Here is a 26,314-nt window from a genome sequence, read left to right on the forward strand (position 1 = left end):
GGTGGTACCGCGAAAGATAACCCCTTTCGTCCCTTTGTTGCACCGCGTCATGCGGCGCCAGGGACGGAAGGGTTTTTTTATTCTTAATTTTCTCGTACATGAATGGAGGGTCTCATGTGAGCGTACAACAACTCAGTGCCGCGAAGCTGGATAGTGAAGAACTGCGCACCCGACTGCTTAAGCCCGACGTAATCTCTGGCTCTGAAATTCTACTTCGCTCCTTGCTGCTGGAAGGCGTGGAGTGCGTCTTCGGTTACCCGGGCGGCGCCGTGTTGTATATCTACGACGCAATGCACGGGAATCCCGACTTTAAACATCTGCTCACTCGCCACGAGCAAGGCGCGATTCACGCGGCCGACGGTTATGCGCGATCCACGGGCAAGGTTGGCGTCTGCATCGCGACGTCGGGTCCGGGAGCGACGAACCTGGTGACGGGGATCGCGACGGCGTACATGGATTCCGTGCCGCTCGTCGTCATTACGGGCAACGTCGCTACGACGTTCATCGGTACGGACGCGTTCCAAGAAGCCGACATCACGGGCATTACGATGCCGATCACGAAGCACAGCTATCTCGTACGCGACGTCAAGGATTTAGCGAAGACGATCCGCGAAGCGTTCCATATCGCCAACACGGGACGCAAGGGACCGGTTCTTATCGACATCCCGAAGGACGTCTCCTCGCATCTGACGGAGTTTCGATACCCGGAGGAAGTCGGTATCCGCGGATACAATCCGACGGTCATGCCGAATAAGGGGCAAGTCAACAAGCTGCTGCAGGCGATCGAAGAAGCCGAACGGCCGGTCATTTTGGCCGGCGGCGGAGTCGTCTACGCCGGGGCGCACGAAGAACTGCTCGAGTTCGCGCAGAAGACGAGAATTCCGGTAACGACGACGCTGCTCGGCCTCGGGGGCTTCCCGAGCGGCAACGACCTGTGGATGGGCATGCCGGGCATGCACGGCACATGGACGGCGAACACGGCACTGCAAAACTGCGACCTGCTCATCGGCATCGGCGCCCGGTTCGACGACCGCGTGACGATGAAGGTGTCCGCGTTCGCGCCGAAGGCGAAGATCGCGCACATCGACGTCGACCCGGCGGAGATCGGAAAGACGGTACCGACGGCGATCCCTTGCGTAGGCGACGTCAAGATGGTGCTCGAGCTCGCCAACCAGAAGGCGAAGCCGGCGAAGTCGGAAGCATGGATTAAGCAAGTGAACGAGTGGAAGACGGAACATCCGCTGTCCTATAAGGATTCGGAAGAAGAGCTGAAGCCGCAGTGGGTCGTCGAGATGATCCACCGCCAGACGAACGGCGACGCGTTCGTGACGACCGACGTCGGCCAGCATCAGATGTGGGCGGCGCAATATTACCGCTTCAACCATCCGCGCCGGTGGATTTCGTCCGGCGGGCTCGGGACGATGGGCTTCGGCTTCCCGTCCGCGATCGGGGTCCAGGTGGCGAATCCGGACGCGACGGTCGTATCGATCAACGGCGACGGCGGCATGCAGATGTGTTCGCAGGAGCTCGCGATTTGCGCGATTCACAACATTCCGGTCAAGATCGCCGTCCTCAACAACCAGGTGCTCGGCATGGTTCGCCAATGGCAGGAGATCATCCACGGCCAACGGTTCAGCCACATCGACCTCGCCGGCAGCCCGGACTTCGTGAAGCTGGCCGAAGCGTACGGCGTGAAGGGGCTCCGCGCTTCGAACAAGGAAGAAGCGGAAGCGGCTTGGCAGGAAGCGATGAATACGCCGGGACCGGTGCTCGTCGAATTCGTCGTACGACGCGACGAGAACGTGTATCCGATGGTGCAGGCAGGCACGTCCATCAGCGAAATGATTATGGGGGATGCGGAATGACGAAGAAGCATACGATCGCCGTCCTCGTCAACGACCAGCCGGGCGTGCTCCAGCGCGTCTCGGGACTATTCGGCCGCCGCGGTTTCAATATCGAGAGCATCACGGTGGGAACCTCGGAAGAGCCGGGGCTCTCCCGGATGATTATCGTGACGACCGGCGACGACGGGACGCTCGAGCAAATCCAGAAGCAGCTATACAAGCTGATCGACGTAATCAAGGTCATCGACCTTAGCGCCAACCCGATGATTTCCCGCGAGCTCGCGCTGATCAAGGTCAGCGCCGAGCCGGGCGCGCGGCCGGAGCTGTTCGCGGTCGTCGATACGTTCCGCGCCAGCGTCGTAGACATCTCGCCGTCGACGGTCATCGTGCAGGTCGTCGGCGACACCGAGAAGATCGACGCGATGGTCGAGCTGATGAAGCCGTACGGCATTTTGCAGCTGACGCGCACCGGCGTGACGGCGATGACTCGCGGAGCGTAAGTCCTCGCCGTCACCGGACGTAACGGCGATGACTCGCGGAGCGTAAACCGTCACGGACGTAACGGCGATGACTCGCGGAGCGTAAGCCCTCGCCGTCACGGACGTAACGGCGATGACTCGCGGAGCGTAAGCCCTCGCCGTCACGGACGGCGTTCCGCCTTTTCGAGCCAGGATTCGAACCCATGCGTTGAAATCGACCCTTAAACAAGGTCCTTCAATAATAAAAGCAGCTATATATTCCAAGGAGGAATCATACGAAATGGCAGTAACATTGTACTACGACAAAGATGCAGACTTAAGCGTACTCAGCGGCAAGACGGTAGCGGTCATCGGTTACGGCTCCCAAGGCCACGCGCATTCCCAAAACCTCCGCGACAGCGGCGTGAACGTTATCATCGGCCTTCGCCGCGGCAAGTCGTGGACGAAAGCGGAAAACGACGGCTTCAAGGTGCTCGAAGTGTCCGAGGCGGCTGCGCAAGCGGACGTCATCATGATCCTGATGCCGGACGAAACGCAAGCGAAAGTATATAACGAAGAAATCGCTCCGCACATCAAGAGCGGCGCGACGCTGTTGTTCGCTCACGGCTTCAACGTACACTACGGCCAAATCAACCCGCGCAGCGACATCGACGTGCTGCTCGTCGCTCCGAAGTCGCCGGGTCACCTCGTGCGCCGCGTCTTCGTCGAAGGCTTCGGCGTACCGGGCCTCATCGCGATCCACCAGAACGCGACGGGCAAGGCGTTCGACATCGGCATCGCGTACGCTCGCGGCATCGGCTGCACGCGCGCAGGGGTCATCGAGACGTCCTTCAAGGAAGAGACGGAAACCGACCTGTTCGGCGAGCAAGCGGTCCTTTGCGGCGGCGTATCCGCGCTGATCAAAGCCGGCTTCGAGACGCTGACGGAAGCGGGCTACGCGCCGGAGATGGCGTATTTCGAGTGCTTGCACGAGCTGAAGCTGATCGTCGACCTCATCTATGAAGGCGGCCTCGCGACGATGCGCGACTCGATCTCCAACACGGCCGAGTACGGCGACTACGTGACGGGTCCTCGCATCGTGACGGAAGAGACGAAGAAAGAGATGAAGCGCGTCCTCGAAGACATTCAGACGGGCCGTTTCGCTCGCGACTTCATCCTCGAGAACCAATCCAACAAGGCGTTCATGACGGCGACGCGCCGCAACGAAGCCGCTCATCCGATCGAAGTGGTCGGCGGCCAGCTTCGCGAAATGATGGCTTGGATCAAGAAGTAATAGGCTTGAATCGCCGCATCGCGTGGAGTACAATGAAGGAATAAGCTCATAGCGAAAAACGTTGAAGAGGAACAGTAAGACGCTTCTTGCGCTCAGAGAGCTGCTGGCCGGTGCGAAGCAGCCGCGGGAATCGTCCGAACTCGCCTTGGAGTTGCTCCCTGAACCGTATCGTTCGTAGTAGGAGGAGCCGGAACCCTGACCGTTACATACAGGAGGATGCAGGACAACTTCGTCCTGATCCGCTAAGCGCATATCCGCACGGATATGAACCGGAGTGGTACCGCGTAAGATGCTGAGTCTTTCGTCTCCTTGTAAGAGGAGACGGAAGACTCTTTTTGTTGTCTGTCAATCGCGAAACGGAGAAGGAAGGGTGAAACAATGAAAAACGTGGAGAAGTACGCCAGAGGGTATTTTATGCCTCCCCGGCAAAGTCTGAAGTGGACGCAGAAAGAGTATATTACCGAAGCGCCGATCTGGTGCAGCGTCGACCTTCGGGACGGCAACCAGGCCCTCATCGTGCCGATGAATCTGGAGGAGAAGCTGGAGTACTTCCAGATGCTCGTGGATATCGGGTTCAAAGAAATCGAAGTCGGGTTCCCGGCCGCGTCCGAGACGGAATTCACGTTCCTGCGAACGCTGATCGAACAAAACCTGATCCCGGACGACGTCACCATTCAGGTGTTGACCCAGTCCCGAGAGCATATCATTCGGAAGACGTTCGAATCGCTCAAGGGCGCGAAGAGCGCGGTCGTCCACTTGTACAATTCGACGTCGCTCGCGCAGCGGGAGCAGGTGTTCCGCAAGTCGAAGCAGGAGATCGTCGACATCGCCGTGGCCGGCGCGAAGCTATTCCAGGAGTGCGCGGCGGAGACCGAGGGCAACTTCCAGTTCCAATATTCGCCGGAAAGCTTCACGGGCACGGAGGTCGAATTCGCGCTCGAGATTTGCAACGCGGTGCTCGACGTCTGGCGTCCGACGCCGGACAATAAGGTGATCATCAACCTGCCGTCCACGGTGCAGATGTCCATGCCGCACGTGTATGCGAGCCAGATCGAATACATGAGCGAGAATCTGCACTACCGGGAAAATGTCATCCTGTCGCTCCACCCGCACAACGACCGAGGCACGGGCGTCTCCGACGCGGAATTCGGCATCCTCGCCGGGGGACAGCGAGTCGAAGGGACGCTGTTCGGCAACGGCGAGCGCACGGGCAACGTCGACATCGTGACGCTCGCGTTAAACCTGTACTCGCACGGCGTCGATCCGAAGCTGAACTTCCACAACTTGCCCGAGATCTTGAAGGTCTACGAGCGCCTCACGAGAATGCGCGTCGGCGAGCGCCATCCGTACGGCGGCGAGCTCGTGTTCACGGCGTTCTCCGGCTCGCACCAAGACGCGATCGCGAAGGGCATGAAGTGGCGCGAGGACCAGAACCCGCCGCATTGGAGCGTGCCGTACCTGCCGATCGACCCGCTCGACATCGGCCGGGAATACGAAGGCGACATCATCCGCATCAACAGCCAATCCGGCAAGGGCGGCGTCGCGTACATTCTGCAGCAGAAATACGGCCTCGACCTGCCGCAAGGCATGCGGGAAAGCCTCGGCTACCGCGTGAAGGACGTCTCCGACAAGCTGCAGAAGGAGTTGGTCGCGGACGAAATTTTCGCGATCTTCCAGGAGTCTTTCGTCAACGTGAACGAGCCGATCTCCTTCGTCCGGTACCGGTTCGAAGAGAGCGACGACTACCGGACGATCGTGAAGGTCCGGATCGACGGCGTCGAGCAGTCGCTCGAGGGCAACGGCAACGGAAGACTGGACGCGATCAGCAATGCGCTGCAGGCGAATGCGGGCATTTCGTTTTCCAACTTGATCTATAAGGAACATGCCTTGGAAATCGGCTCCGGCTCGCAAGCGATCTCGTATATCGGCATTACCGACGCGAACGGAACCGTGCACTGGGGCTCCGGCGTGGACGCGGACATCATGACCTCGTCCGTCAAGGCGCTGTTCAGCGCCGTCAACAATATGAAGCGTACGTAAAGAGGATAAACCCGTTCGGCGGAATGGAACTGCACCCCAATCGTTAGACACTCATCTAACATTGGAGGTGCAGTTTTTTTCTTGGTTAAGTTCACAGCGCTCCTTGAAGGCCAAAAAAGTGTAGCTAAAAGCCTGGAAGTTTGTTTTGTTAGTGCGTCGTCTTCTTCGTTTCCGATAACATTTCGTTTATAACCAAAATTTCTGTGAGCATCTGAAAGCCCGGCGGGAAACCGGTCCGGGGCTTTTCTTGTTTTGGAGGAGAGTGTTCATGTATGTAGAATTTAATAGGGAAAGTCTCAGACGGGAAGTTTCGCCCGAGAACGGAGGTCTTCTTTTGCGGAAACGGTGGTTGGCGAGAGCGAGGTTTAAAACCAAGCTGCTCGTCGGCATTTCGGCGATTATCCTGTTTACCTTCGGATTGACCGGCGTTCTCTCTTACCAGGCGCATATCCATTTATTCGAGGAAGAGGTAAGCGGCCAATACGTAAAAGCGAACGAACAAGCCATGACCCAGCTTGAGCTTCGGATCCAAGAGTTGTACCGGATTTCCAATTATATCGTCTTCAACCCTACGGTGGAGCAGATCATCGGGAAATTCTCGCAGTTCAAGGAGGTCGGCCCGGCGGAGCGCTTTCTTGACGAAGAGGTGCTCAAAACCGAGCTTCGTCAGGTCAAGTTCGATGCGCCGCAGCTGCTTTCCCTATACCTGTACGATATGGACGGCGTCAATTACTATCACGCCCTTATGAAGGAAACCGTGGATCCGCTGGACCTCCGAACGTTCGGGGAAATTCGGAGGGTGGTGGAGGACTCCAGCGGTGAAATCATCTGGATGCGCAAATCGCTTCCAAGCCGGATCGAACCGAGCGGATTTCGCAACGTGTTCCTTGCTTCCCGTTGGATGCGGAACAACAGTCTCGGCATGTACGGCATGCTGGTTATGGTCATCGACGAGGAATTCATAACGAAAACCTTTCGGGAAATCGGCAGCGGGGAGGAAGGCAGCGTTTACTTGTACGACCAGAAGGAAAAGCTGCTGTACACGGACGACGAGAAGCTTACTCCGGGCGAGGCCGAGCGGCTCTTTTCTTTGAAAAACTATGGGATCGAAACGCGCGGGGGAGAATCCTTTTTTTATACGAGCAATTATTCCCCCAACAACAACTTTACGCTCGTAAGCCGGACGTCCTTGTCCGAAATTTTTCAAAAGGGCCAGTCCATTCTCAATCTCAACCTTATGTCTGGGCTCCTAAGCATTTTCCTGAGCGGGCTCCTGATCGTGCTGCTCAGCTCACGCCTTCTGCGACCGCTGGGAGAGTTGGTTCTAGCGATGAGGAAGGTGCGGGAAGGGAACTTCGACACCCGGATCGAAACCCGGTCGCAAGATGAGCTCGGTTTTTTGGCGGACAGCTTCAACGCGATGGCGTCCAACGTTAACTCGCTTATCAAAGAGGTGTATCTGAGCCAGATCAGCGAACGCGAAGCGGAGTTGAAGGCGCTCCAGGCCCAGCTCAACCCCCACTTTTTGTACAATACGCTGAACGGTCTCTACTGGAAGCTCTACCTGCAGAACGATCTCGACACCGCCAATCTCGTTTCCTCGCTCTCGGGTCTCCTTAAATATTCGTTGGAGCGGATAAAAAAACGGACGACCCTTGAAGAGGAACTCGAGCAGATTCAGAATTACCTGATCATCCAAAACGCTTTCGTGGAAAACGGATTCGAAGCCGAAATTCTGGCCGACGACGATGTGCTGCACTGCGACGTACAGCGTCTTTTGCTGCAGCCTCTTGTGGAAAATGCGTTCGTGCATGCCTTTCGGAACCGGTCCTCCTCCAAAAAGCTGGTCATCCGCGCGTATCGACTGGACCAATATTTGAAAATCGAGATCGCGGATAACGGCAAAGGCATGGACAACGCGCAGATCGAAGAGATCTTCTCCGCCTCTCCAGGCGGAGAAAGGGAGTCGCTCGGGATTCGAAGCGTCATTCGACGCATTAAGCTGGTCCACGGGGAGCCGTACCGGGTCGAGATTACGAGCGCGCCGAACGATGGAACGACGATGCATTTGTATTTGCCCTATCCACAAGAGGATAGTAAGGAGGAGAAGGGGGCGTGAACGGAAAGCTTTTGTTGGTGGAGGACCAGGTGTATTTCCGCAAAGGTCTTCGCAAAATGATCGAGGATCAGACAATCGGCTGGACGGTTGTCGGAGAAGCCGAGAACGGTGAAGAGGCATTGGAATGGATCCAAGCGACGCAGCCAAACCTCGTGCTGACGGACATCCGCATGCCGGGCATGGATGGCATCCGGCTAGCCGAGCATCTGCACAGGACAGAGGCGCAGGTCGAGGTCATTATCTTGACGGGTTATGAGGATTTCCAGTACGCCCAGGCCGCGATCCGCTACGGAGTCGTCGATTTTTTGCTGAAGCCGTGCAATGAACAGACGCTGCTTGAGGTGCTGAAGAAGGCGTACGAACGCTTGAAGGGAGTGCTCCGCCAGCAGGAGGAACGGGAAGCGGACCGCAAGCTGAAGGAGGAAGCGCTGCTGCGTGCGCTGACGCTCCGGCTTCCGATGCTTTCCGCGGAGGAGCGCCTCGCGCGGGAGCAGGTGATCGGCAGGCAGATGCTGCTCGTCGCGGTGGACGATTATTTTCCGAAAAACCGACAGTACCGGGAAAAGGACCTCGGGCTCCTGCAGTTTGCGCTTTACAACATCATCTCGGAGATGATGGCTCGCGACGATCGGAAAGGCGCGTTCGTATCGCTCGAGTTCGACCGGTTCTCGCTGTTCCTGGAAGCCGGGACCGATGCGGAGGAATTCGGTCGTCAGTGCAGAGAGGCGTTGCTGGATTACATCGGCATTAGCCTGACCGTCATTGCCTGCGGGACGATCACCTCGGCCGAGGATCCTCCCGCCAATTATGAGAGGTATCTGAAGGCCCGTTCCGCTTACGGACCGCAGTGGGAATGGGACGCCGCTCCGGCGGAACGAATGGAGAGCCGGGCCCGCTCCAAGGAGCTGGAAGCCCAGTTGACCGGAGCTATTCTTCTCGGACAGGTGGAAAACCTGGAGCGGGTGCTCTCGGACATGGTAGAACGCCTTCGGCAGCTTCCTCTTGCCGAAGCGAAGATGGAGGCGCTCGCGCTGACGTTCGCGATGCATGCCACGGCCAAGCGCCAGTTGGATGCGCCGGAGGAAACGGGGGGCTTCGGGGAACGGATCGGGAACCTGCAGGCCCTGCAGTCCGTCCAGGAAACCGGCGCTTGGATCAGGTCGGCGGCCGATGGGTTTTTGGCCCGTTACGAGGAATGGAAAGCCGGCAAGAACGACAACCTGATCGACAGGACCCTCGAATATATCGATAAGCACTATAGGGAAGCCTGCACGCTAACGGAAGTAGCCGAGCATCTTCACATCAGCCCGACGTACTTCAGCAAGCTGTTCAAAAAGGTAACGGGCGACAATTTCAGCGCGTATCTGACCAAGATTCGCATGCAGAAGGCGGAGCTCCTGCTTGTCAATACCGACATGAAGGTATTTGAAATCGCCGCTGCGGTCGGATATGACGATCCCAATTATTTTACCAACGTCTTCCGGATGGTCCACCGCATGTCGCCCAGCGACTACCGCAAAAAGAAGAAAAACTGACCGGAACTTCCGGTTAGGACGTAACCGATGGGAAACCGCCCATCGGTTTTTTGCTATTTTGCAAAGGACAAGAAATTACAGGTTTTGAACCGGATATTCAAGGTCGCGATCCGGCCGATCTCGTAAGATAGAGTCAGCAAGAGACAGATCAACATGCAAAAGGAGTGGTTGGCGTGGGTGTGAACCCCAGCCTGACGATATCGGACGGGAAACCGAAGCGTGCGAGGCGAACGAGAAGCGACATCGTCAAGATGTTCAAGCAGAATCTGCCCCTGTATATCATGTTTTTACCCGGGTTGCTGGTTCTCATTATTTTCAAATACCTCCCGATGGGCGGCATCGTAATCGCCTTCAAAGATTACAACCTGTTCGACGGCATTATGAACAGCCCCTGGGTCGGCATGAAAAATTTTGAACTTCTGTTCAACCAGTCGCAAACCGAGCAGATCATCCGGAATACGTTGATGATCAGTGTCATCGGAATCGCGGTCGGGTTTCCGATGCCGATTATCCTGGCGATCATGCTCAATGAAGTCCGAAAGCTGTGGTTCAAGCGCGTGGTACAGACCTTTGTGTATATGCCGCACTTTTTCTCCTGGGTGATCGTCGGCGGCATCGTGCTTTCACTATTCGCGATTGAAGGCGGCACCATCAACAAATGGCTCAGCGCCGTTGCGGAACCGTACCCCTTCTTGTATCAGCCGCTGTCCTGGCTGGCGATCTTCTTCGGCTCGGGCATCTGGAAGGAAACCGGCTTCGCGGCGATCATCTACCTGGCGGCCCTCACGGCCGTCGACCCAAGCCTGTACGAGGCTGCGAGCATCGACGGGGCCAATAAGTGGAAGCAAATCCGCCATGTCACGATCCCCGGGATCAGCACCACCATCGTGCTTCTTTTGATCCTTCAGGTAGGCAAGGTGATGGATGTAGGCTTCGATCCGATTTACAACCTGCAGAATGCGGGGGTCATGGAAGTCGCGAACGTAATCTCTCTGTATATCTATCAGGTCGGGATCCAGCGCGGGCAGTACAGCCTGACGTCGGCCATGGGATTGTTCGAGAATTTGGTAGGGCTCGTCCTGGTCCTTATGGCAAACTTCTTTGCCCGTAGATGTAACCAGGGATTATGGTAAGGAGGACGCATCATGAAAGATTCATTCGGCGATAAGGTGTTTTATGCTTGCAATTACTTGGTGCTGACGCTGATCGGGCTCAGCTGCGTTCTTCCGCTCATTCATATCGTCGCGTTGTCGCTGAGCGACAGCCACTCCGTTTTATCGGGAGACGTCGCTTTCCTGCCGATTGGGTGGACGATGGAGTCATACGGGACGCTTTTCCGCGGATCGCGCATTTTCGACGCGTTTCAAAACAGCGTGGTCATCACGGTGGTCGGAACGGCAATGGCGATGGTCGTCACGATCCTAACCGCGTACCCGCTGTCCAAGAAGTACTTCCTCGGTAAAAAGGTTTTCCTGCTGGCGTTCCTGTTCACCATGATGTTCGGCGGCGGAACGATTGCCAACTACCTTGTGTTCAAGGAACTCGGCATCATCAATACGTACTGGGCGCTTTGGCTTCCGGGCCTGATCAACGTATATAACCTGCTGATCCTGCGCACATTCTTTCTCAACCTGCCGGAGGAGCTGGAGGATGCGGCCCGGATCGACGGCTGCGGAGAGTGGAGGCTTCTCGGCTCCATCATGCTTCCCCTTTCCCTTCCCGTGCTCGCGACGCTCACGTTGTTCAACGCGGTCGGATATTGGAACGCTTTCGTCGGCGTCCTGATTTATATCAACGAGACCGACAAGTACAACCTTACGGTGCTGATCCAGAATATGATCCGGTCGCAAACGTTGATCCAGGAGGTCATCACATCCGATTCGGCGGCGGAAATCACGCCGGAGGGTGTAAAAGCGGCAGGTATTATGATTCTTACCGTTCCGATGCTCATCGTTTATCCTTTCCTGCAAAAGTATTTCGTCAAGGGGGCGCTGCTCGGATCGGTAAAAGGTTGATTCGTTTACTCTGTAAAGGAGTGATGCCGGGCTTTGGAGAATCATTCCGATAGGAAAGCGCTCGAAAAGCGACGCGGATAACGAAACGGAGAATTGCCGAGGGTTTGCTTAACCGAATGTACGAACCATGAGAGGGGTAACCGAATGAATAACAAAAAATGGTTGATAGGGAGCGCGGCCGTCGTTGCGGCTGCAACGATCGTACTGGCCGGCTGTTCGCAAGGAGCCAAGGAACCGGGGGATTCCACCGCTCCTGCAGCTTCGAAGGAACCGGGAGCTTCCGCCGCTCCCGAAGCTTCGAAGGAGCCGGAAGTCAGAAGAGATATATCCGTAAGCGTGTATGACCGCGGCAACGTTCCGGCCGCGGAAGGAACGATCGAAGACAACCGCTGGACGAAATGGCTGAGCGAGAACGGCCCGGCCAACCTGAAATTCGTCGCCATCCCGCGCTTTGAGTCGCAGCAAAAGCTGAACGTTCTCTTCGCCTCGGGAAGCGCGCCGGATTTGATTTTCGAATATGCTCCGCACATTAAGCAGCCGCTCATCGACCAGAAGCTGATTATGCCGCTGGACGAACTGATCGAGGAGCACAGCGCCACCTATAAGGAAATGCTGAAGCAGTACCCGCAGCTGAAGAAAGTCGGCACGAAAGCGGACGGCAAGCTTTACGAATTCGCCAGAATGTCCGAAGTGGTACCGGTCCATGCGCTCTTTATCCGTGAAGACTGGCTGAAAAAGCTGAATCTGCAAGTGCCTCAGACGACCGAAGAGCTGTATGCGGTAGCGAAGGCGTTCGCCGAGCAGGATCCGGACGGCAACGGCGAGAAGGACACGTACGGCATCGCGATCAGCCACCAGTCCGGTCATGTGGTCGACCAAATTTTCCAGGCGACCCGCTGGGGCGTGAAGAACGGTCAGCTGGAGTACAACTGGGCGAACTTCCAAGAGTCTCTTGCCTTTAAGAAAAAGCTGTTCGACGAGGGAATCGTGGATAAGGATTTCCTGAACGACAACAACGGGGCGAAAGCGAAGCAGGACTTCATCAACGGCAAAATCGGCATCTATCCGATCCAGCCGTCGAGCTGGCCGAACTTCGCCACGACGGAGCTTGCCTCCCTGAAGAAGAACGTGCCGACCGCTGCCGTACAGCCGATCCCGTATCCGAAGAGTCCGGCGGGCCAGTTCATTCCCGCGCTGCAAAACCCGGTTCAAGCGGTCGCCATGATTAACGCCAAAGCAAAATATCCGGAAGCCGTCGTGAAATACATCGATTTCCTGCTCAAGCCGGAAACCCGCAATACGCTGAGACACGGTATCGAGGGCACGCACTGGAAGCTTGGCGCCAACGGATGTCCGGAAGTGATCGACGCGGAGAAAAAGAAAAACGAAATCTCCTGGAACGGCGACATGCAGATGATGAGCAGCATGGTGCTCGACCCGAAATGCGGCAAGCTGGACAACTCGTTCAACCTGAACGACCCGATCCAAAAGGAAGGCTATGAGATCTACCTGAAGGCAAAGCAAATTTACATGGATGCGAGCAAGCCTTATGTCGATATTACGCATCCGGAGCACATGCCGTCCCTGCCGAAGGATTTGGAGACCATCTCCAACCCGCTGACGAAGCAAGTGGACGACATGCTGAAAAAGGGCATCATCGACGGCGCGGCTTCCACGCCTGAGAAAACCATCCAGGAAATGCAGGAAGCTTGGAACAAAGGCGACGGGAAGAAAATTGAAGACTGGTTCAAAAACTGGTATGCCACCGAAAGCGAAAACGCATTCCTGGCAAAAGACATTATCGAGGTCATGAAACAGCAGCAAGCTGCGAAGGAATAGATCGAGAGCTTCGGCAGGGACGTCTCGCGGGAAAGCGTGCCGTCCCTGCCGATCTTACAGCGTATTCAGGGACTTGAACGTAAACGCTTACAATGTTTGAACCCTATCTATTGTAAGGAGGTTAATAATGAAGGTTCGAAAGGGTATCGCGTGGCTGCTGTTATGGTCCATGCTGGCGACGGCGTTCCTTCCGGTTTCTCTCGCGCATGCGGCCGAGGGGGAGACTCCGGCTTACTTGGTCGACGACCTGAACGATTGGAGCCTTACGTTCTCGCATTCGTCTACCTTAACGATTCAGACATCCACGGACCCGGCCGACGGCAGCAGGGTGAGACGTTCGTCGGCGAGCGGGGAATCGATCGTATACAAGTCGGACGCCCCTCTGCAGTCGTTCGAGGTATACGGGTATTACAATCCGAATGCCAAGCCGTATTCCCATCCGATCTTTGCCGTATCGGCCGACGGGGTGACCTATACGAGAGTGACGCCCGAGATGTACGACGCTGGCGGTTATCTCCATTTGCTCGTGTATGAATTGCTTACGCTTCCCGCGGATGCCCGCTACCTGAAGATCCAGTATACGGGAGGGCTGATCGCCAACTCGCCCTTGATCGGCAGGGTTGTCCTGAACGGCCCGGCGTCCGTCGGCGCCTCGCCCGCCCCGGGCTTGGTGGACAGCGGGACGCAGGTCACGCTGGCGACGCCGACGGCGGAAGCCGGAATGTATTACACGACGGACGGCAGCGACCCTCGCGTATCGGCTACCCGTCAGGCGTATACCGTCCCGCTTGAAATCACCGGAGAGACGCTGCTGAGAGCGGCTTCCTACCTGCCTGGCGGCGGCGCGCCGGTCAGCCATGTGTCGACGTTCCGCTACGTCGCAAAGAATCCGGATTCGCTGCTCCTGCCCGCGCTGGAGGACGCGCATGTCGACAAGTCGCAGCCGGCCGTCAACTACGGCTCGGCCGCCTCGATGATCTTAAAGAGTCTTAACAACCGCGAAGCCTACTTGAAGTTCGACGTCTCCTCTCTCGGGGAGCAGATCGACTCCGTTTATTTGAACGTCTCGGCCCGGGCGTCCGACCCGGCGAACGTTCCCGCCAAGCTGCGGGTGTTTCCGGTCGGCGCCGGCTGGACGGAAAGCGCGCTGACGTTCAGCAATAAGCCGCTGCCGACGCCTCCTCCTGCCAGCGGGTTCTTGGATGAAGTGATTCTCCCCTACGACCCGCAAGGCTGGATCCAGTTCGACGTAACCAAGTATGTCCGCGAGCAAAAGTGGCAGGGAGCCGATACGATCGCCTTTGCGGTCGTCAACGCCAGCGACGGCCTGACGCAGGTGAACAGCAAGGAAGCGGCGGCCGATGCCCCGTTCCTGATCGCGAACCCGGGCGACGCTTCCGTGCCTGTCGGGCTGACCGACGAACTGAACGACTTCAACCAAATTTTCCAGCGTTCGAACATGCGCGTCGAGGGTGCGGATTCGCATTACTTCGGCGGCGATCCGAAGCGTCTGACGCGCAACACCGTAAGCGACGGTTTTATCCTTTACAAGACAGCGTACGAAATTCGTTCCTTCTCTGCGGCGAGCTACTTTCACCTCTCCGCTCCGGTCCATCACCACCAGTTCTTCGCTTCGGCGAACGGGACGGATTTTACGGAGGTCATTCCGACGATCTATAAGGAAGGCGCCGCCGTATCGAACTGGCAGAAATTCGGATACGAGTCTTTCGATGTGCCGGACGACACGCGTTATTTAAAGATCGTATTCCGTGGCGCCGAAAAATCCTGGATCCCGCAGCTGTCCAACGTCGTGCTGAACCAGAATACGGCTGCCGTGCAGGCGAGCCCGCCGGACGGCCTGATCGGCAACGAGCCGCTGCAGGTGACGCTGACTTCCCCGACGGAGGGGGCGCAAATCTATTACAAAGAAAACGGCGATGCCGAATTCAAGCTCTATACGGGTCCTGTCGCCTTGACCCAATACACCGTTCTGGAAACGTATGCGGAAAAGGCCGGCATGCAGCGTAGTCCGCTCAGCGCCTACACTTATTATGCTAAAGCGGATCTGGTGGTGGACCGGTTCGGTCAAATCATCGCCGCCGATTTCCCCGAGAAAGTAACCGACGAAGCGGAACTGCGCGCGGACGCCGTCAAGGATGAAGCGTATTACGGGAGCCTGCAAATTCCGGCGGATTTCGACGAGCTGGGCGGTCTAAAGGACAGCAAGACGACATACGGCCTGGACGCCAAAGGTTTCTTCAGCATCCAGGAAGTAAACGGCCGCAAGGTCATGGTATCGCCGCAGGGTTCCGTTTACTTCAGCCTGGGGATGAACGGGATCACGAACAATGAAACCTTCACCAAAGTGACGGGACGGGAACAAATTTACGAATGGCTGCCGCCGTACGAGGGCGTTTACAAGCCGGCCTTCCTGAATTCGAAGGATAACTTCTCCTTCTACATGGCAAACCTGTACAAGAAATTCGGAAAAATGCCGAACTCACGGGAATTTTTCGCGCTGGCGACCGAGCGGATCAAGAAATGGGGTTTTAACAGCGCCGGCGCCTGGGGCAACAACCAGTATGCGGCAGAAAACAATCTCCCGTATACGCTGATGCTTCCTCTGAGCAGCATGGAGTGGGCGAAAATCACGGATCTGAAAGTGTTCGACATTTTTGCGGACGATGCGGAAGCGAAGATCGACGACGTCTTTTCAAGAGCCCTTCCTCCCAAAAAGGATGATCCGCTGCTGATCGGCTACTTCATCGATAACGAATACCATTACCACAAAATCGCGACGACCCTGCCGAAGCTAAAGGGCAGCCAGGTGGCGATGAAGCGCAGGCTCGTGCAAATGCTTGAGGAAAAATACGGGACGATCGAGGCCTTCAATGCGAGCTGGGAGGCATCCTTCGCCAGCTTCGAAGCGATGAACGATGCGGAATTGTTCGTGGATACGGACGAGGCGGTTCAGGATATCGATAATTTTATGGCGCTCTATCTGGATGCGTTCTACGGAACCGTTGCCCGGGCGTTCAAGAAATACGACCCGAATCACCTCCTGCTCGGCGACCGCTGGCTGACCTTGTCCATTTCCAACACGAAAATCAGACGGGCGCTTGCTGAAGCATCCGGCAAATATTTGGACGTCATCTCTTTGAATCATTACACCAAAAACCTGGATGTCGCCATGATGAACGAGGTTCACGCCACATCGGGCGGCAAGCCGATCCTGCTCAGCGAATACAGCTTCGGTACGGCGGAGCAGGGACTGAACCCGATCGTTCCGGGCTCGGCCGCTAACCAGAACGAGCGCCAGCTCCGGTATCGGAATTACGTCGAAGGGGCGGCTTCCCTCGGGTATGTCGTGGGCGCTCACTGGTTCGACTATGTCGACCAGGCTCCGACGGCAAGATGGTGGGAAGGCACGAACGGCGGGGAGAAATACAACACAGGACTGCTGAATGTAGCCGACCGTCCGTATTACACATTCATCGACGGCTTGATGCAGACGCACAACCGCATTTATCCCGTGCTTCTCGGCCAGCAGGCACCGTTCAAGCACGAATTCCCCGGCGATACGACGGGCGGGGGAGCGGACGACCGCAGGATCAACATTCCTTACGTCCGGCAGCCGATTCCGGTCGACGGCGTGCTGAACGGGTTCGGCGGCGATGTCGAGAAAGTCACCCTGACCGCAGCGGACCGGGTCGGAGGAAGCGGCGGGGAGAATGTCAGCGCAGATTATTATTTCGGCTGGGACGCAACGAATCTGTACGTAACCGTGAATGTGAACGATCCGACCCCGATGAAAAACAATTTCCAAAATTCCAATGTCTGGAGAGGCGATGCGATTGAAATGTTTTTCGGGCCGGAGGAGCTCGAAACGAGAGGCGACCTGCTGGTCAAAGACCGCCAGATCATTATGTCCTCGGCGATCGTGAACGGAACGAACTACTGGCACTGGTTTAATACCAGCCGGCAGCTGCCGATCGACATGAAGGTGTCGCGCTGGGATGACGGCGAAGGCTACACGCTGGATGCGGCGATCCCCTGGAGCGCCGTACATGTTCAGGCCGAGCAGGGAAGAGAAATCTTATTCGACTTCGGCCTCGGAGACAGCGAGGACGGCAATAACCGGAGCCGCCAATTCATCTGGAACGGCACCAGCAGGAACAACGCCGACCGCGGTCTCTGGGGCAATGCCGTATTGACGGGAGCGGCCGATGCCGATGCTCCGGTCATCACGGTCGGCGGCGTCGCGGAAGGCGGGGATTATTCCGACGCGGTGCTTCCGGCGGTATCGGCGGAAGACGAAGGCAGCGGCATCGAGAAGCTGACGGTTACGCTGGACGGCGCGGAGTGGACGGCCGGCACGGCGGTAACGGCTCCCGGCACGCATGTTCTGAAGGCGACGGCCGTCGACAAAGCGGGCAATACGGCGGAACAAGAAGTTCGGTTTACCGTATACGGCAGCACGACATTGACGGTGGACCCGGCCTCCGGCGTCTACAGCGACAACGTGCAGCTGCAGGCGAGACTCGTAGGCCGCGACGGAGCCGGGATCGCAGGCGAAACCGTCGCCTTCCGGGTGAACGGGGAGACGGTCGGCACGGCGCAGACGGACAGCCAAGGCATCGCGGCGGCGGCTTACACGGTAGGTCTTAGCGTCACGGAAGCGACCTACGGGCCGTACGGGATTACCGCTGTCTATGCGCAGAATGACGACAGGTTCCTGCGCGGGGCGGACGGAAGCGCCGGCTTGACGGTAAGCAGGGAGAACGCTTCGCTGGTTTATGCGGGCGGCCGTCTAGCGGCGGAGGACGGCGGACTGCTGCTGGCGGCGCAGGTGAACCAGGAGCAAGATGGAAGCCTGGGCCGGGTCGACGGGCTTCCGGTACGTTTCACGGTACAGGCGATCGGCGCGGACGGCGCGAAAACGCCGCTCGCGCTGCCGGAGCTGGAGCAGGCGATCTCGACGGACGTCCAGGGCACCGCTTCGATCGGCGTGAATCTGCCGGCCGGCTTGTACGACATTCGTGCGGAACTGCTCGATAACGGCTCCTACACGCCGGCGGAGGCCGGTACGGACGCGGCGGTACAGGGACCCGCTTTCGGTACAATCCACGTAAGCGGCTTTGTGAAGCTGCCGGCGGACAGCGTGCTCGGAAGCGCTGGGGAGAAGCTGCACCTTGACGTCAAGCTGGGAGGGGGAGGAGACGACAAGTGGCGGCTGTATGTGCAGCCCAAGGGCATAGATGTTTCCGTAGCCGCCATGGATTGGACCGTCGTGACGGAAAACCGGGCTTATGCACAAGGAAAGCTTCGAATGAACGGCTCGGACTACACCGTTCGTCTCATGCTCGGCCTCGCCGAAGGACCGGACCCGATCGTTTCCGTCCAATTGTGGAACGGAGTCGAAGCCGCAGGCGCTCCGCTCGAGTTTCTGAACACCGATGTTACCGGCAGTGTTAGTACCAACGCAGGCCGGTAGAGGCGGCCGACATGCACCCAACAATCAGCAGCCCCGCCGGACGGCGGGGCTGCTTTACGGTTCCGGCGCTAATCCATTTCCGCCGAGCGGGCTTCTTGACGCTTCTCTGCCGCATCGGCTGGGGCTTTCTCTGCCGGCTTCGGGGATGCATGCAGGGTTCGAAAGCCGCTGGGCGTCGTGTGGACGAGCTTTTTGAAGGTATGGCAGAAATGGGAGATGTCGTTAAAGCCTGAACGGGCCGCGATTTCGATAACGGGCAGCTTCGTATGCATAAGCATCGCTTTCGCTTTATTAATGCGGAACGCGATCAGAAATTCGTTCAAAGCGCAGCCGGTATGCTGCTTAAAAATCCGATACAGGTAGGAGCGCGACAGCTTGAAGCGGGCCGCAATCCGGTCCATGTGCAGATCCTCCTGGTAATGTTCGGCGATATGGCTGAGAATCTGCTCGATCACCGCGGCAGGGGAGCCTTCTTCGGGACGGGCCTCATTGGACCGTCGGGCATAACGGGCAATCTCGACGAAGGCTTGTAGGAGCAGGCTGTTGGCCGACAGCTCGTAGAAGGGCTCCTTGTGGCGGAGTTCCTTTTCAAGCTCATATAACGTATTCTGCAGCTTACCGGCCTGTCGGGCGCTTAGGTGCAGAACCGCGGACTCCTCCGCAGGGAAGCATTCGGATGCGCAGCGGGCCAGTCGATCATCCCGGCGGCACCACTCCGCGAGGTAAGCTTCGTCCACGGAAAGAATAAAGCGGTGGAACGCGAACTTGTTGTCCGGTTTGGATAAATGCAGCGCCATGGGTCTGACGATCACGAGCGTTCCCGGCGCCAGGCTATGCACCCGGTCCCCGGCCAGGAAGCGTCCCGAGCCCTGAACGCACAAATAAAGCTCATACCCCCGGTGGGAGTGAAGAATGGGCTGCCCCAGCCTCGTATCGCGGAAGGCGCAATGCACAGGAAACTGTGCCAGCATGGTATTCGTGAGGGTATCGACCTGATAGCGCGGCGGATTCTGATTCCCGGGTTCCCGCTCCATTTCCGGCCTCCTTCAAGAAACGAAAGCTTTTATCCCATTATACCAAAAAAAAGTAGACGATTCCCCAATGATTGTTGAGGATTCCCCAAGCCGCGTTCCCGGTTCACTTGTATAGTGAAGGGAGAAAACGAATTCGATCGAAGGGGAACGCCAAGATGCCAAACGCAAGTTTCACCCGGAATATCAAAGAATCCGCGGAGCGCGTGTACGAACAGATGAGGAAGGATCACGCAGGGAACTGGGGCATGAACATCCATTACTGGGATTGGGTGCCCGGCGTCGGAGTCATTGCGATATTGTCTTATTTTGAAAAGTCCGGACAGAAGGAAATAGTAGAGTATCTTAAGGATTGGGTCGACCGCAATCAGGAAAAATCGGCCGCCGTAAAGGTCATCAACTCGATGGCGCCCTACGCCATTTATCCGGAGCTGTATCGGCGAACCTCGGAAGCCTCCTACCTGGAAACCGCGGAGCGAATCGGCGACTGGATGCTGAAGGAGGCGCCGCGCACGCGTGAAGGAGCCTTCGAGCACACCGTAACGGAAAAGGCAAGCTTCCCCGAGCAGGTTTGGGCGGATACCATCTTTATGGCGGTGCTTTTCCTGGCCCGGCTTGCCGGACTCACCTCGCGGAAGGACTATGCGGACGAGGCCGTCACCCAGCTGCTCCTCCATCTGCGGCTGCTTCAGGATCCGGAAACCGGCGTGCTGTATCACGGCTGGAATTGCATCGCGGGAAACCATATGTCGGCGGCGCGCTGGACGCGGGCGAACGCATGGATTGCGGTCGGCACGCCTATGATTCTGCGGGAGCTGAAGGGTCTTACGAGCATTCCGGAGGAGATCGGGGACCGATACCGGAAGCTGATGGAAGGGCTCGTTCGTTTTCAGCGGGAGGACGGATTATGGCCGACGGTGATGGACCGGGCGGACTTTTATCGGGAAACGTCGGGCAGCGCCGGCGTCGCTTGCGGCCTTCTGATCGGGATTCGCGAAGGGCTGCTTGACCCCGCATGCAAGTCGGCGGCGGACCGAACGACGGAAGCGGTGCTCGCGAAGATCGGGGCGGACGGAATCGTGGCCGGCGTGTCCGGAGGGACGCCCGTCATGGAAACGATCGAAGCATACCAGCAGATTTCCTGCCATCCTACGCTGTACGGTCAAGGGATGGTGCTAATGCTGCTCGCTGAATATTTATAAGGAGGATATATCTTTTGGGAACGACGACGATCCATTACGACTTGCTTCTGAAGAAGATCCGGGAACAGGATGCCGATTATAACCATGAAATCAAGCTGCTGCGCGTGCCCTTCAGCAGCCCGGGCTACCACACCACTTTGAAGAACATAGACTACGCCCATACCACATACCCGAATATGATTTATGCGGTCTCTCTGCTGGACTCCGGACTTCCGGAATACGAGAAGCGGGCGTTGGACGTCATCCGGTCGATTCTCGCGCTTCAGGACACCGACCCGGAACACGACACCTACGGCATTTGGCCCTGGTTTTACGAGGAGCCGCTCACCCAAATGTCGCCTCCGGACTGGAACTGGGCCGATTTCATCGGAAAGCTGCTCCTCCAGGCGGTAACGAGGCACAAAAGCCGCTTGCCGCAGGACCTGCAGGAAGAGATCCGGCAGGCCGTGTTTCATGCCTGCAACGCCATTATCAAGCGGGATGTGGGTCCGTGGTATACCAATATCGCCATCATGGGGTCATTCGTTACGGTCATCGCGGGAGAAGTATACGCCCGTAAGGATTATCTCGATTACGGCATCAAGCGGATGGAACGATTCCAGGCATTCACCGGACGCCTTAAGACTTTTATGGAATACAACAGCCCGGCTTATGCGCCGATTACGATCCTGGAGCTTTCCAAGCTGCGCGGGGAAACGAAACAGGCGTGGGTAAAGGAGATTTGCGAGGACATGCTCGACTTGGCCTGGGGGATGGTATCCGAGCATTACCATGCCTCGACGAAACAGTGGGCGGGTCCTCACAGTCGCAGCTATCGAACGCTGCTGAAGCCGGATACAGAGGCGTTCCTGCAGCTGGCGACCGACGGGGCGGCCTATTACCGTCCGTGGGAGGAGCTTTACTATTCGCCGGAATGGTATAGGAGCGGCATCCGCTGTCCCGACAAATACCTGCACAGGTTCCGGGAGTCAAAAGCGGAAACGATCCGCCGCGTCACGTCGCGCAACGAGGACACCGGCCATGAAAAATGGGCGACCTCCTATATAACGCCGCAGTACACGCTCGGGACGTTCTCGAAGGAGATCTTCTGGAACCAAACCCGCGGGATTGTCTCCTATATGGACAATAAGGGTCAGGCGGTATATGTCGCTCTACGCGTGCTCAAGAACGGCTACGACTATTCTTCCGGATTGCTGGTCAGCCAGCAGCACGAAGGGACGGCCCTGGCCGGCATCGAGTTTTTTACTCACGGGGGAGACACGCATCCGATGCTCGACAAAAAGAGCGGCGTGTTCGAAGCGGAAGACTTCCGGGTGCGCTTCGAAATCGGCGGGTTTCTTGAAGGCGTGGCGTGCACGCTGGCGGAGCCGGACCGGGTCGAGCTTTCCGTGAACGGACTTGTCTCGTCGTTTCGTCTCCTGTACGGCGAATTTCAGGATGAAACGGACGACCGGCCGACGCAGCTTCGCTGGGAGCTGTCCCGGCAGGACGGCCTGTGGTGTGCGGACTGCGTGATCCATTCGGGGCCGGCTCGCACGTTGGATTTTCATCGCATTCGAAAGGCGGCGCTGTTATTCGCCGTCTCGATCGGCAGCCCGCTGGAGCCGTGGGACATCAAGGTTGCTTCAGAGGAAAACCGAGTCCGCGCCACCGCCCACTCTAATGAAGCGGAGCTGGAGACGGCGGTCCGCGTCAGGCCGAGGGACGTGTAAGGGTAGAGTAAGGCAAGAGAAATGCTCGGACTTGAGAAAAACTCCTTAGATTCCATCTGGAAACCTAAGGAGTTTTTCCTGTATCGAGAACGAATGTGAGGGGTAAGCAGCCGCCTATGATAAAGGTCGTTGATTATCAGGTTTTAATAATGTACATACAACTACAAGGAGTGATATAGTAATACATACAGACAATTGGACGAGGGGGCGAGCGCATGAAAGAGAAGTCACTCCCGAAGTACGCCCGGCTCAAGAAAGAGATCCTGAATTGGCTCGAAACGGGGAAGCTTGGGCCGAACGATCAGGTGCCTTCCGAGAATGAAATGGCCGAGCGGTTCGGGTTCAGCCGCCAAACGGTGAGACAAACGCTTGGCGAGTTGGAGCGGGAGGGGAGACTGTACCGGATCCAGGGGAAGGGGACCTTCGTCTCGGAGTCTAGCCGAATCGAGCGCGGTAGGGAAGCGCGGTCGATCGGCTTAGTGACGACGTACATCTCCAATTACATCTTCCCTCATATCGTGCGGGGGGTGGAGGCGGCGGTTCGCGCCAGAGGCTACCGATTGATGCTGACCAGCACGGATAACGACAAGGGAAGGGAACGGGAGAGTCTTTCCATGCTTGTAAGCCAGCCGCTTAGCGGATTGATCATCGAGCCGACCAAGAGCGCGGAGGGGAACCCGAACCTTGCTTATTTCCTGGCTCTTAACAACCAACGGATCCCCTATGTCATGATTAACGCCAGCTATCCCGAGATCAGCTGTCCTTCTTTAGTCATTGACGATGAAGAAGGAGGGTACGCAGCCGCCCTTCATTTGCTTCAGCTTGGACACCGCCGGATCGCCGGCTTCTTCAAATCCGACGATCTCCAAGGCGTTCTGCGTTTGAAGGGGTTCCTGCGGGCCCATCAGAAGGCGGGGTGTTCGCTTCATCCCGACTTCGTCGTCGCTTATCGAACGGAGGAGAAGGCGAGCAAGCCGATCGAGGACGCGGCGAGGCTTCTGGGCCGACCGGATGGGGAACGCCCGACAGCCTTGGTTTGCTATAACGACGAGCTGGCCTTGCAGCTTCTCGAGGCTGTACGGAAGGCGGGATTGACCGTTCCTCAGGATGTATCGGTTGTCGGCTTCGACGATTCATCGCTTGCAACGGCATCGGAAGTCAAGCTAACGACGCTGGCCCATCCCAAGGCGAAGATGGGGGAGGACGCGGCTAGCATGCTGTTCGAGATGATCGAGAGCGGCGGTGCGACGGTTCCGGAATCGAAACGGTATAAGCCTGAGCTGATCGTTAGGGAATCGACGCGAAGGATGTAGATACATGTAGATCATTTTCGCCAAATGGTTCTAGATAAAATGTCCGTACAAGTTTATAATGGGAAACAGGCAATGAGCGAAAGGATGATCGATGTGCTGGAACGGTTAAAGCAAGAGGTGCTGGAAGCGAATCTGGATTTGCCCAAGCATGGTCTCGTAACATTCACTTGGGGGAATGTCAGCGGAATCGACCGGGAAAGCGGCCTGGTTGTTATCAAGCCGAGCGGAGTGCCGTATGACAAGCTGAAGGCGGAGGATCTGGTCGTCGTCGATCTCGACGGGAAGAAGGTGGAGGGCCATCTGAAACCGTCCTCGGATACGCCGACGCACCTCGTGCTATATAAAGCGTTCCCGTCGATCGGCGGCGTCGTACATACCCATTCGCCTTGGGCAACGGCGTGGGCGCAGGCGGGAAGAGCGATTCCGGCGTTGGGCACGACCCATGCGGACTACTTCTACGGCGAGATTCCCGTGACCCGCGCGATGACTCGCGAGGAGATCGAGAGCGCGTACGAGCTGGAAACCGGCCATGTGATCGTGGAGACGTTCAAAGACCGCGATCCGTCGCAAGTGCCTAGCGTGCTTGTGAACAGCCATGCTCCGTTCAACTGGGGCAAGGATCCTCACGAGGCCGTACATAATGCCGTCGTGTTGGAGGAAGTCGCCAAGATGGCGCTCCACACCTACGCCCTGAATCCGGGGATCGGGCCGATGGACCAGTCGCTGCTCGACAAGCATTTCCTGCGGAAGCACGGCGCCAATGCGTATTACGGTCAAAAATAAATGAAGCGAGGGATGCGCATGAGTCACGACGTGAAGCATGATATCGAGAGCGGCGGTACCGTACTTGGCATCGAATTCGGTTCTACCCGCATTAAAGCCGTCCTGATCGGAAAAGACCATACCCCGATCGCTTCGGGCAGCCATGATTGGGAGAACAGCTATGTCAATCAGATTTGGACGTACAGCTTAGAAGATATTTGGAAGGGCTTGCAAAATAGCTACCGTAAGATGGCTGACGACGTGAAGTCCAAATACGGAGTCGCCTTACGCACCGTCGGAGCGATCGGATTCAGCGGCATGATGCACGGCTATATGGCGTTCGACGAAGCCGGAGCGCTGCTCGTTCCTTTCCGAACGTGGAGAAACAATATTACGGAGCAAGCCTCCAAAGAACTAAGCGAGTTGTTTCGCTTCCATATTCCCCAGCGCTGGAGCATCGCGCATCTGTATCAAGCCATTTTGAACCGAGAGGAGCACGTCTCCCGGATTCATTTCCAGACGACGTTAGCAGGGTATATTCATTGGAAGTTGACGGGGCAAAAGGTGCTGGGCGTCGGCGAAGCGTCCGGCGTATTCCCGATCGATATTCATACGAAGAAATACAACGCCGAAATGATCGATCAATTCAATGATTTGGTTGCCTCTAGGAACCTTCCATGGAAGCTGGAGGAGATCCTCCCTTCCGTTCTGGTTGCGGGGGAAAGCGCCGGCGCGCTCACGGAAGAGGGCGCTAAGCTGCTGGATGTGAGCGGGGAGCTGCAGGCCGGCATTCCGCTTTGCCCCCCGGAAGGCGATGCAGGAACCGGAATGGTCGCGACCAATAGCGTAGCGAAGCGCACCGGCAACATATCCGCCGGAACCTCCGTGTTCGCCATGGTTGTCCTCGAGAAGGAATTATCCAAGGCGTATGAAGAGATCGACCTTGTCACCACGCCTGCCGGAAGTCTGGTCGCGATGGCGCATTCCAATAACTGCTCCTCGGACTTGAACGCCTGGGTCGGATTGTTCGACGAATTTACCAAGGCGATGGGGCTTTCCTTCGATGCGGATCGGCTGTATGGAACCTTATTTAATCTGGCGCTCCAAGGCGACGCGGATTGCGGCGGACTGCTCGCTTACGGGTATTTGTCCGGCGAACACATGACCCATTTCGAAGAAGGGCGACCCTTGTTCGTGCGGTCTTCGGACAGCAACTTCAATCTGGCGAACTTTATGCGCGTCCATCTCTACACGGCGCTCGGCGCCTTGAAGATCGGCATGGATATTCTGCTCAAGCAAGAAGCCGTGAAGTTGGATGAAATCTTAGGCCACGGCGGCTTGTTCAAGACGGCGGGCGTAGGCCAGAAGATCATGGCCGGCGCGCTCAACGTTCCGGTTTCCGTGATGGAGACGGCAGGCGAGGGAGGCGCATGGGGGATCGCGTTGCTTGCCTCCTATCTCATCCGGAAGTCGGACGACGAAAGCTTGGATGAGTACCTAGACCGCAAAGTATTCGCCGGAAAAGCAGGAACGTCCGTCTCCCCCGACCCTAAGGACGTGGAAGGATTCGAAGTGTTTATGCAGCGCTACATCAAAGGATTGGCCATCGAAAGAGCGGCGGTCGATTATTTACAATAAAAATTATTCATGGAAGGG

Annotated in this window: 16 protein-coding genes and 1 other annotated feature; of the genes, 15 read left to right on the plus strand and 1 reads right to left on the minus strand. The window is 57.2% G+C overall.

Annotated features, from left to right (window positions below):
* Positions 1 to 146 precede the first annotated feature (146 nt).
* The 10 genes from ilvB to RIN49_RS05320 all read left to right on the plus strand — a co-directional run bounded on the left by ilvB (position 147) and on the right by RIN49_RS05320 (position 18,638).
* Entirely contained in the window at positions 147 to 1,865 is a 1,719-nt protein-coding gene (gene ilvB / locus RIN49_RS05275) for a biosynthetic-type acetolactate synthase large subunit (protein WP_309119230.1), read from the plus strand.
* Positions 1,862 to 2,344, plus strand: coding sequence for an acetolactate synthase small subunit (gene ilvN, locus RIN49_RS05280; RefSeq protein ID WP_309119115.1), 483 nt, complete (start codon positions 1,862 to 1,864; stop codon positions 2,342 to 2,344). The genes ilvB and ilvN overlap by 4 nt, the downstream gene beginning before the upstream one ends.
* 259 nt (positions 2,345 to 2,603) lie before the next feature.
* Positions 2,604 to 3,596 (plus strand): ketol-acid reductoisomerase, encoded by a 993-nt coding sequence (gene ilvC, locus RIN49_RS05285; RefSeq protein WP_309119116.1) that lies wholly within the window; start codon positions 2,604 to 2,606, stop codon positions 3,594 to 3,596.
* Positions 3,597 to 3,648: 52 nt separating this feature from the next.
* Positions 3,649 to 3,908, plus strand: a binding site (T-box leader).
* A 66-nt stretch (positions 3,909 to 3,974) separates the two neighbouring features.
* Positions 3,975 to 5,636, plus strand: a complete 1,662-nt coding sequence (locus RIN49_RS05290) for a 2-isopropylmalate synthase (RefSeq protein WP_309119117.1) — start codon at positions 3,975 to 3,977, stop codon at positions 5,634 to 5,636.
* Between the two features lie 334 nt (positions 5,637 to 5,970).
* Positions 5,971 to 7,755, plus strand: a complete 1,785-nt coding sequence (locus tag RIN49_RS05295; RefSeq protein WP_309119118.1) for a sensor histidine kinase — start codon at positions 5,971 to 5,973, stop codon at positions 7,753 to 7,755.
* Positions 7,752 to 9,290 carry a response regulator transcription factor gene (locus RIN49_RS05300; protein ID WP_309119119.1) on the plus strand — a complete coding sequence of 513 codons (1,539 nt, stop codon included), beginning with the start codon at positions 7,752 to 7,754 and terminating at the stop codon, positions 9,288 to 9,290. The genes RIN49_RS05295 and RIN49_RS05300 overlap by 4 nt, the downstream gene beginning before the upstream one ends.
* Positions 9,291 to 9,541: 251 nt before the next feature.
* Positions 9,542 to 10,423, plus strand: coding sequence for an ABC transporter permease (locus tag RIN49_RS05305; protein WP_309119231.1), 882 nt, complete (start codon positions 9,542 to 9,544; stop codon positions 10,421 to 10,423).
* A 12-nt stretch (positions 10,424 to 10,435) separates the two neighbouring features.
* Positions 10,436 to 11,305 (plus strand): carbohydrate ABC transporter permease, encoded by an 870-nt coding sequence (locus RIN49_RS05310; RefSeq protein WP_309119120.1) that lies wholly within the window; start codon positions 10,436 to 10,438, stop codon positions 11,303 to 11,305.
* A 144-nt stretch (positions 11,306 to 11,449) separates the two neighbouring features.
* A complete protein-coding gene (locus RIN49_RS05315) occupies positions 11,450 to 13,144 on the plus strand; it encodes an extracellular solute-binding protein (protein ID WP_309119121.1) in 1,695 nt (564 codons plus the stop codon).
* Positions 13,145 to 13,271: 127 nt separating this feature from the next.
* The gene (locus tag RIN49_RS05320; protein ID WP_309119122.1) at positions 13,272 to 18,638 is read left to right on the plus strand and encodes a CBM96 family carbohydrate-binding protein; all 5,367 of its coding nucleotides are present in this window, start codon (positions 13,272 to 13,274) and stop codon (positions 18,636 to 18,638) included.
* Positions 18,639 to 18,706: 68 nt separating this feature from the next.
* Here the strand turns inward: RIN49_RS05320 and RIN49_RS05325 are convergent, their stop codons facing one another.
* On the minus strand, positions 18,707 to 19,672 hold the full coding sequence (locus RIN49_RS05325; RefSeq protein ID WP_309119123.1) for an AraC family transcriptional regulator: 966 nt from the start codon (positions 19,670 to 19,672) through the stop codon (positions 18,707 to 18,709).
* Positions 19,673 to 19,827: 155 nt separating this feature from the next.
* Between RIN49_RS05325 and RIN49_RS05330 the strand changes: the two genes are divergently transcribed.
* The 5 genes from RIN49_RS05330 (at position 19,828) to RIN49_RS05350 (ending at position 26,296) form a co-directional block, all read left to right on the plus strand.
* The gene (locus RIN49_RS05330; protein WP_309119124.1) at positions 19,828 to 20,871 is read left to right on the plus strand and encodes a glycoside hydrolase family 88/105 protein; all 1,044 of its coding nucleotides are present in this window, start codon (positions 19,828 to 19,830) and stop codon (positions 20,869 to 20,871) included.
* A gap of 14 nt (positions 20,872 to 20,885) precedes the next feature.
* A complete protein-coding gene (locus RIN49_RS05335; RefSeq protein WP_309119125.1) occupies positions 20,886 to 22,583 on the plus strand; it encodes a hypothetical protein in 1,698 nt (565 codons plus the stop codon).
* 215 nt (positions 22,584 to 22,798) lie between these two features.
* Complete coding sequence (locus tag RIN49_RS05340; protein ID WP_309119126.1) at positions 22,799 to 23,896, plus strand: GntR family transcriptional regulator; 1,098 nt, start codon at positions 22,799 to 22,801, stop codon at positions 23,894 to 23,896.
* A 93-nt stretch (positions 23,897 to 23,989) separates the two neighbouring features.
* On the plus strand, positions 23,990 to 24,679 hold the full coding sequence (gene araD / locus RIN49_RS05345; RefSeq protein WP_309119232.1) for an L-ribulose-5-phosphate 4-epimerase: 690 nt from the start codon (positions 23,990 to 23,992) through the stop codon (positions 24,677 to 24,679).
* Positions 24,680 to 24,697: 18 nt separating this feature from the next.
* The gene (locus tag RIN49_RS05350) at positions 24,698 to 26,296 is read left to right on the plus strand and encodes a xylulokinase (protein ID WP_309119127.1); all 1,599 of its coding nucleotides are present in this window, start codon (positions 24,698 to 24,700) and stop codon (positions 26,294 to 26,296) included.
* Positions 26,297 to 26,314 lie beyond the last annotated feature (18 nt).

This window comes from Paenibacillus sp. (assembly GCF_031177825.1).
Lineage (GTDB): Bacteria > Bacillota > Bacilli > Paenibacillales > YIM-B00363 > Paenibacillus_AE.

Coding starts and splice junctions, on each gene's coding strand:
- ilvN (WP_309119115.1), top strand. CDS start 1,862: ATGACGAAGAAGCATACGATCGCCGTCCTCGTCAACGACCAGCCGGGC.
- ilvC (WP_309119116.1), top strand. CDS start 2,604: ATGGCAGTAACATTGTACTACGACAAAGATGCAGACTTAAGCGTACTC.
- RIN49_RS05290 (WP_309119117.1), top strand. CDS start 3,975: ATGAAAAACGTGGAGAAGTACGCCAGAGGGTATTTTATGCCTCCCCGG.
- RIN49_RS05305 (WP_309119231.1), top strand. CDS start 9,542: ATGTTCAAGCAGAATCTGCCCCTGTATATCATGTTTTTACCCGGGTTG.
- RIN49_RS05310 (WP_309119120.1), top strand. CDS start 10,436: ATGAAAGATTCATTCGGCGATAAGGTGTTTTATGCTTGCAATTACTTG.
- RIN49_RS05315 (WP_309119121.1), top strand. CDS start 11,450: ATGAATAACAAAAAATGGTTGATAGGGAGCGCGGCCGTCGTTGCGGCT.
- RIN49_RS05320 (WP_309119122.1), top strand. CDS start 13,272: ATGAAGGTTCGAAAGGGTATCGCGTGGCTGCTGTTATGGTCCATGCTG.
- RIN49_RS05325 (WP_309119123.1), bottom strand. CDS start 19,672: ATGGAGCGGGAACCCGGGAATCAGAATCCGCCGCGCTATCAGGTCGAT.
- RIN49_RS05330 (WP_309119124.1), top strand. CDS start 19,828: ATGCCAAACGCAAGTTTCACCCGGAATATCAAAGAATCCGCGGAGCGC.
- RIN49_RS05340 (WP_309119126.1), top strand. CDS start 22,799: ATGAAAGAGAAGTCACTCCCGAAGTACGCCCGGCTCAAGAAAGAGATC.
- RIN49_RS05350 (WP_309119127.1), top strand. CDS start 24,698: ATGAGTCACGACGTGAAGCATGATATCGAGAGCGGCGGTACCGTACTT.